This is a genomic window from Congregibacter sp. (assembly GCF_045107095.1).
Classification (GTDB): Bacteria; Pseudomonadota; Gammaproteobacteria; order Pseudomonadales; family Halieaceae; genus Congregibacter.
Genome location: NZ_JBGCFU010000063.1, coordinates 1 through 7,361, shown reverse-complemented (window position 1 = coordinate 7,361; position 7,361 = coordinate 1). Strand labels below are relative to the sequence as shown.

The window sequence follows — 7,361 nt, the reverse complement described above, 5'->3', positions numbered from 1 at the left end:
GTTTTTTGACAAAAATTCCGGGGTATTGGGTTTCGCTATGCTGAGGGGCGTATAAGTAAGCTAAAGCAAGTTCCTGAGCATTCCCAAGGATGAGTAAAAACTGGGCGATTTGTGTTGGTATCAATGGCTATTACAACCTGAAACCGCTGAAGTACGCCCAGCGAGATGCGGAAGCGATGCGTGGCTTTTGCCAAGATGCTCGTTTTGAGACGGTGTATTTTTTTGGCGAAGGTGCAGCCCCCATCCAGCAGGACTATGGCCCACCGCTGCGGGCCGAGCCGACTTTTGGCAATTTGGATCGCTTCCTAGACGTGCGCTTTCGTGAGCCGTTCTTAGAAGCGGGTGATAATCTGTGGTTTTTCTTTGCCGGTCATGGTCGTCGCTATGCGAACCGAGACTATCTGATGCCGATTGATGGCAATCCCGGTAAAGTCGAACGCACCGGCCTGGCGATCGCAGACATTGCCGATCGACTGCGAGACTGTGGCGCAGACAATATTATCTTGATGCTCGATGCCTGTCGTGGTGACGATGATCGAGATGGCGGCGAAGGCATCGGGGTCGAACAGCAACAGGGTGTGATTACGCTGTTTTCTTGTAGTCCAAGTGAGATGTCCTATGAGATTGATGAGCTGCAGCAAGGCGCCTTTACCCACGCCCTACTGCAGGGACTGCGGCTACAGGGTGAGGGCAACTGTGCCACCGTAGAGCGGCTGTATCAGCATCTGCGCTATCAAGTACCGGCCTTGAATCAGCGCTATAAAAAACAACGACAGACGCCCTACGCGATCGCCGAACCGGCCACCAAGCTGCACCTGATATTGCTGCCAGATCGGGCGACGCTACAGGATGTTCAAGCGCTGAAGGTAGATGCCTTTGAAGCTGAAGCCGAAACCGATTGGGAGCTAGCTGAGCAACTGTGGATTCGAGTGTTGGTAGCTTCACCAGGCGACCGGCAGGCTGTCAAAGCGCTGAAACGCATTGGCCGGTTGAGCGTGCAGTCAGCACCGACAGCACCCGCGACCCAGTCGGCTAAGCCTGCTTCCAGTCAGGCCGGTAGTCGGGCGGCGGCGAATCGGCCCATGTTGAGCTTTGAAACAGTCAAGGTTGACGCTCAAGGGCGCATGAGTCAACCCGAGCAGCGCCGTACTGAGTATCGGCGAGAAACGCTGAGCCAAGGTGTCAGTTTAGACCTGGTGGCAGTGCCTGGTGGAGAGTTCGTGATGGGGTCTCCGAGTGCTGAAACGGGACGAGATTGGTATGGCCGATGGAATGACAGCTTCAAGGGTGTCAATGTGGAATCGCAACACAAAGTAAAGGTTCCAGCCTTTCTGATGGGGAAGTACCCGGTGACCCAAGCGCAGTGGCGGGCCGTGTGTGCTTTGCCCAAAGTGTCGCAAGACCTGGAGGCTGACCCGTCGAATTTCAAGGGAGATCAGCGTCCGGTGGAGCAAGTGAGTTGGGATGCTGCGGTGGAGTTTTGCCAGCGGCTATCGCGTCATAGTGGCCGGGAATATCGCCTACCGAGTGAAGCGGAGTGGGAATACGCCTGTCGAGCGGGAACGAGTACACCGTTTTATTTTGGCGAAACCATAACGACCGATCTAGCGAACTATAGTGGTGTGGATTTTACTTATGAAGATAAAACGTATCCAGGCAACTATGGTGCTGGCCCGAAGGGGGAGTATCGCGAGCAGACGACAGATGTAGGTAGCTTTCCGGCGAATAGCTTCGGCCTATACGACATGCATGGCAACGTGTTGGAATGGTGCTTAGATTATTGGCATAAGAATTACGAGGGTGCTCCAGCAGACGGCAGCGCTTGGACTGAGGGCGGTGAAGCCTCTCTGCGAGTGCTGCGGGGCGGTTCTTGGGGCAGCAATCCCGACGACTGCCGCTCGGCCAATCGCCTCAGGAGCGCGCGCGATCTCAGGGGCAGCATCGTTGGTTTTCGAGTAGTGTGCGCGGCCTCGTGGACTCTTGAGTAGCCCTTTGCCCTCTTGCCCTTTTTCCCTTTGCCCTTTTTTCTTTTCCCTTCTTCACGCGCGTAGCGCGTTGGCGTAGCCTGTCCAATGCTCACCCATTTTGCCAGGACTTTTCATGAAGGAAGAATTGCCGATTATTCAAAAAACGTACGACTTAATCAAGTGGTATGTGCCCATCCTCAATCGTTTGCCCCGAGATCATCGCTTCACACTCGGAGACCGAATGATCAGCGGCCTTTACGGCCTGCTCGAAGCACTTGTCCAAGCCCGCTACACGCGCGATAAACTCAGCCGTCTTCAGGCGGTGAACGCTAGCTTAGATCTGCTTCGCTACCAAACCCGTCTGCTGCTAGATTTTGAGCTGGTACCGGTGCGCCGCTACGAATATGCGAGCACCCTCATTAATGACATCGGTATCGACCTTGGCAGCTGGATGAAACAGCAAAAGCAGAGCAAGGTAAGCGCATGAAACGCTATGGCAACCTTTGGCCTCAGATTATTGACTTTGAGAATTTACTGCTAGCAGCCCGTAAAGCTGAGCGCGGCAAACGCTTTCGTCCCAATGTCTTAGCGTTTAACGACAACCGTGAACGAGAATTACTTAATCTGCATCAAGCGCTCAAACGCCAAACCTATCAGCCTGGTAAGTATCAAGTCTTTCAAGTCTACTCGCCGAAGCCGCGCTTGATTTCAGCTGCGCCCTATCGAGACCGGGTGGTTCACCATGCGCTGTGTAATGTCATCCAGCCGATTTTTGAACGCACATTTATCTTTGACTCCTACGCCAACCGCCTTGGGTTTGGCACCCACCGTGCCCTTAGACGCTTTACCCGCTTTGCGCGCACCAGTCGCTATGTTTTGCAGTGCGACGTCCGCAAATATTTCCCCAGCATTGATTTGAGCATCCTTAAAGCAATGATTCGCCGCAAGATCAAGTGCCGGGACACGTTATGGCTAATTGATACCATTATCGACGGCAGTAATCCTCAGGAACTCGCGATTGAATATTTCCCCGGCGATACCCTGCTAACCCCCTTAGAGCGTCGTCGAGGCTTGCCGATTGGCAACCTGACCAGTCAGTTCTTTGCCAACATCTATCTGAACGGCTTCGATCATTTCGTCAAAGAATCGCTGAAAGCCCCAAAATATCTGAGATACGTCGATGATTTCGCGCTTTTCTCTGACGACGATGACTATCTTGCTGCGGCCCGCATTGCTATAGAAGACTATCTGGCTACCCTGCGGCTCAAAATTCATCCCATCAAAAGCCAATTGTTTGAGACGCGTCACGGTGCCAATTTCGTTGGGTTTCGGGTACTGCCGGATCGGATTCGGGTGCGTAATGATAACCTCCGCCGTGCACGCCACCGGTTTAAGCGTCTTCAGGTTGCCTATGCGCATGACAAGGTTAGCTTTGATCGCCTGACCTGTTCGCTCCAAAGCTGGGCGGCCCACCTCAAACATGGCAACACGGGTACTTTGCGCGAGGCTATTTTCAGCGAGCTGCGATTTAGCAAGCTCCCCCAATGTTGAGGTTTTGTCAAAGATTCAAAAGGCAGATGCCCCGGCCCTATATGCTGTCGCTGGGGCAGGCACCGCTAGCTGCTGCGGGGCGGTTCTTGGAACAACAATCCCGACAACTGCCGCTCGGCCAATCGCAACAGGAACGCGCGCGATAACAGGAACAACAACGTTGGTTTTCGAGTAGTGTGCGCGGCCTCGTGCACTCTTCTAAGCCATTTGCCTGTTTGGGCATGGCTGGTCAGAACTGGCAGGTGTGAATCTGTCGGGCGTACCCTCAGAAGAGTCCAGACCTGCTCCAGCGATATCCCTTGAGGTATCCGAAAACAAACCGGTGCAGATAGCCTGGTAGGCGTTGACCGAACGGTTAGCTGCACCCCCTTTGCCCTTTGGTTGCTGTGAGGGTAACAGCGTTGAAGGGCTGATGCAGTCAGCCACTATGAGGAGTTAGCCGAATGTCAGATAACAGTCAAATCTATTTCATCGTTGAAGAACCCGTAGGCGAAGCGGTTGAGCCGACGAGGGGAGAACGCGATGGTCGGACGGATACGGGGGGTGGTTTCGGCCCGCCTCGACGTAGCCGAGTAGATGCGATCGCCCGCTACGCTAGGCAACAGCGCGTCGGCATTAACGCAGCCGAGTTAAAAGAGCAGATGCAAGAGCTTCAAGCAGTCGTCAACGAGCTGTTTGACCCATCGTCTCCATCAATAGATTCTCCTACTAGCAGCGGCTTACGGCTCGAAGAAGTCACGCTCTCAGTGCAGGTGAACGCCAAAGGCCAGCTCAGCATTCTGGGTACCGGCGGCGAACTCAGTGGTTCTGGTGGCATCACCCTCAAATTTGCTCGGCCTAAATCATAAGCGTCTCCCTCCGGCTTGCCCTTTTGCGGTATTCAGCCCAGAATTTAAGCGTTCCTGTCATCACCGCGCTCTTATGGCCAGAAACTGGGCCATTACCATTGGCATTAATGGCTATCGCTATCTGCAACGACTTCACTATGCGATGTCGGATGCCGATGCAGTGCGGCAATTTTTTGCGCAGGATCTGAACTTTCACCAGGTTTACCACTTCACTGATAGCAGTCTCCCGATACCGCAAGATTATGGTCCCGACCTGGCCTCTCAACCGACCAGCACAACCCTCAGTCGGTTTCTACGCACCCGCTTTGAGACACCCTTTTTGCGTGATGGCGATAACCTGTGGTTTTTCTTTGCCGGTCATGGCATTCGGCATGAAAATCGCGACTATCTGATGCCGCTAGATGGCGATCTCGATGATTTAGAGCGTTCCGCCATCCCATTGCACTACGTCAGCGAACGGCTGCGCCGCAGCGGGGCAGACAACGTAATTCTGTTGATCGATGCCTGTCGCAGCTATGAAGGACGGCGAGATGGCATAGGCTTTGGCCGAGAAAAACAACAGGGTGTGATCACTCTCTTCTCCTGTAGTCCCGAGGAATCTTCCTACGAGATTGAATCCCTAAAACGCGGCGCATTTACCCATGTGTTGTTAGAGAGTTTACAGCTCCAGGGCGAAGGCAATTGCGCTACCGTCGAGCGCCTATATCAACGCTTACGCTACTACGTGCCTCAGCTCGTACGACACCATAAGCGCGTCGCTCAAACCCCCTATGGTGCGATCGAGCCGCCGTCGAAGAATCATTTGATTCTGCTGCCACAGCAAGCCACACTAACCGACGTAGTCGCGCTCAAAAATGATGCGCTCACCGCAGAGCTAGATAGCGACCCCAAGACGGCCAAACAGCTTTGGATACGAGTGCTGATGGTGTCACCGGGAGATCCCGCAGCGATTGCGGGGATAGAACGCCTATCTCGGGGTGCGATTTCCCCACCGCCCACTGCCGTCTCACCCACTGCCTCGCCACTCCCCTCTCCGTCAACTTCCGCCTCAGCCACCCCGCGCGCGGTTACCCCAGTCTCGCCGCCTGCCCGCCCTCAAAGAAAGGTGACCTCTCCTGTTCCATCGGCCAGCGTGAAGCCGCCACAACCCTCTCGGCCTACGCCAGCGGTGCCTGCTCCTTCACCGCCACGCCAATCGGCTCGGCTCGCATCGCAATCTCAGCGTATGGCGTCGTCTCCTACACCTCAAGCGACCTCGCTCGATGCTTTAGGCAATCTGATCAGCCGTCGTCGCGCGATGCAGATTTTGGGATTTGCGGGAGGGGGGGTTGGCTCGCTTCTGATTGGCAGAGCTTTACTGCAACCCAAAGACTGGCAACTACCTGCGTTGGGGCCTGTTACTGTCACTGGAACAACTGCAGAGTTTAACGTGGCGACTGTCAATGCTTCAGATAAAACCATTAGTGTTGAGCGACAGCAAGCAGAGTTTCGCACCGAGTCGTTGAGTGAAAATCTCACACTCGATTTGATGGTTATCCCCGGTGGAACCTTTACGATGGGTTCACCCGAAGGTGAAGGAAACGATGATGAAAAGCCTCAGCATGAGGTCACTGTGCCTTCATTTTTGATGGGGAAATACCCAGTGACCCAAGCGCAGTGGCGGGCCGTGTCTGCCCTGCCCAAAGTGTCACAAGACCTGGCGGCTGAGCCATCGCATTTCGAGGGCGATCAGCGTCCGGTGGAGCAAGTGAGCTGGGATGCTGCGGTGGAGTTTTGCCAGCGGCTATCGCGTCATAGTGGCCGGGAATATCGCCTGCCGAGTGAAGCGGAATGGGAATATGCCTGTCGAGCAGGAACGACAACGCCTTTCCACTGTGGTGCCACCTTGACTGACGAGCTAGCTAATTACAGCGCAACTGTTACCTACGGTGCTGGCCCGAAGGGTGAGTATCGTGAGCAGACGACAGATGTAGGCAGCTTTCCGGCGAATAGCTTTGGCCTATATGACATGCATGGCAACGTGTGGGAATGGTGCTTAGACCATTGGCACGATAATTACGAGGGTGCTCCAGCAGACGGCAGCGCTTGGACTGAGGGCGGTGAAGCCTCTTTGCGACTGCTGCGGGGCGGTTCTTGGTTCGGCGATCCCGGCTACTGCCGCTCGGCCGCTCGCGGCAGGTACGCGCGCGTTAGCAGGCTCTACATCGTTGGTTTTCGAGTAGTGTGCGCGGCCTCGTGGACTCTTGAGTAATCCTTTGCCCTCTTGCCCTTTGTCCCTTTGCTCTTTTTTCTTTTCCCTTCTTCTGGCGCGTCGCGCCACGCGATACCTTTCGCGACCCAAAATAGCCTTAAAAATGAACGGTTTTTCGACGTTTCAGCCGTTCCGGTTGAGCTACTTGCCCCAACTAGAAAGGGATTACTTTAGGGTGAATTTTGAAAAGCTCAAACTTTATTACCGCTGCTTTGGGCCAAGCTCATAGCACCTACTCCGGCACCTCGATGTGGATATTGCAGGTGGACTTCTTCGCCTTAATGCACTCACGAACATGATCGCCATTCCAGCGCTCAATATCGCCCCAGATCGTATCCGCTTCGACCTGCCCGCGACTGAACCAAGCCGCATACCAACTCGATGTCATCACGACCATAACCCCTACGAACGCATAGAAACTGGCCTCCAGATAATGCTTCGTGCGCACCGTATTCACAATGCGCATCACCTGCTCATCCATGCCTTGATACGCCCGCTTCGTGACCTGAGCCACCACCTCTGATGTCCGCCTGTCCAAAACATCCTTTTGCTCCTTCGCCTGCTGCTTAGCCACCTCCACCATCGCGGCCCGTTCTTTCTCCATCCTGACTTTTCCTGTTAAGTCCTATCGCTCAACTGTGATCGCCCTTTTACGAGCAGAGTTGATATAAAGTAGCCTCACAGCAAGCCGGGAGTAGATGATGAAAGCAACCCGCTATAAGCAAAATTTTGGCGACTGTGAGT

General features: G+C 54.4%; 7 protein-coding genes. 6 read left to right on the top strand and 1 reads right to left on the bottom strand.

Annotation, left to right across the window (positions count from 1 at the left end; translation table 11 throughout):
• Positions 1–89 precede the first annotated feature (89 nt).
• The 6 genes from AB8B76_RS10070 to AB8B76_RS10045 all read left to right on the top strand — a co-directional run bounded on the left by AB8B76_RS10070 (position 90) and on the right by AB8B76_RS10045 (position 6,617).
• On the top strand, positions 90–1,988 hold the full coding sequence (locus AB8B76_RS10070) for an SUMF1/EgtB/PvdO family nonheme iron enzyme (protein ID WP_405272169.1): 1,899 nt from the start codon (positions 90–92) through the stop codon (positions 1,986–1,988).
• 112 nt (positions 1,989–2,100) lie between these two features.
• On the top strand, positions 2,101–2,454 hold the full coding sequence (gene avd, locus AB8B76_RS10065; RefSeq protein ID WP_405272167.1) for a diversity-generating retroelement protein Avd: 354 nt from the start codon (positions 2,101–2,103) through the stop codon (positions 2,452–2,454).
• Positions 2,451–3,518, top strand: a complete 1,068-nt coding sequence (locus AB8B76_RS10060) for an RNA-directed DNA polymerase (RefSeq protein ID WP_405272165.1) — start codon at positions 2,451–2,453, stop codon at positions 3,516–3,518. Before avd ends, AB8B76_RS10060 begins: the two co-directional genes overlap by 4 nt.
• 69 nt (positions 3,519–3,587) lie before the next feature.
• The gene (locus tag AB8B76_RS10055; RefSeq protein WP_405272171.1) at positions 3,588–3,821 is read left to right on the top strand and encodes an SUMF1/EgtB/PvdO family nonheme iron enzyme; all 234 of its coding nucleotides are present in this window, start codon (positions 3,588–3,590) and stop codon (positions 3,819–3,821) included.
• Between the two features lie 140 nt (positions 3,822–3,961).
• Positions 3,962–4,366 carry a hypothetical protein gene (locus tag AB8B76_RS10050; protein ID WP_405272163.1) on the top strand — a complete coding sequence of 135 codons (405 nt, stop codon included), beginning with the start codon at positions 3,962–3,964 and terminating at the stop codon, positions 4,364–4,366.
• A 73-nt stretch (positions 4,367–4,439) separates the two neighbouring features.
• Positions 4,440–6,617 (top strand): SUMF1/EgtB/PvdO family nonheme iron enzyme, encoded by a 2,178-nt coding sequence (locus tag AB8B76_RS10045; protein WP_405272161.1) that lies wholly within the window; start codon positions 4,440–4,442, stop codon positions 6,615–6,617.
• 232 nt (positions 6,618–6,849) lie between these two features.
• Here the strand turns inward: AB8B76_RS10045 and AB8B76_RS10040 are convergent, their stop codons facing one another.
• Positions 6,850–7,221, bottom strand: coding sequence for a hypothetical protein (locus AB8B76_RS10040; RefSeq protein WP_405272159.1), 372 nt, complete (start codon positions 7,219–7,221; stop codon positions 6,850–6,852).
• Positions 7,222–7,361: the final 140 nt, after the last annotated feature.

Coding starts and splice junctions, on each gene's coding strand:
- AB8B76_RS10070 (WP_405272169.1), top strand. CDS start 90: ATGAGTAAAAACTGGGCGATTTGTGTTGGTATCAATGGCTATTACAAC.
- avd (WP_405272167.1), top strand. CDS start 2,101: ATGAAGGAAGAATTGCCGATTATTCAAAAAACGTACGACTTAATCAAG.
- AB8B76_RS10060 (WP_405272165.1), top strand. CDS start 2,451: ATGAAACGCTATGGCAACCTTTGGCCTCAGATTATTGACTTTGAGAAT.
- AB8B76_RS10050 (WP_405272163.1), top strand. CDS start 3,962: ATGTCAGATAACAGTCAAATCTATTTCATCGTTGAAGAACCCGTAGGC.
- AB8B76_RS10045 (WP_405272161.1), top strand. CDS start 4,440: ATGGCCAGAAACTGGGCCATTACCATTGGCATTAATGGCTATCGCTAT.
- AB8B76_RS10040 (WP_405272159.1), bottom strand. CDS start 7,221: ATGGAGAAAGAACGGGCCGCGATGGTGGAGGTGGCTAAGCAGCAGGCG.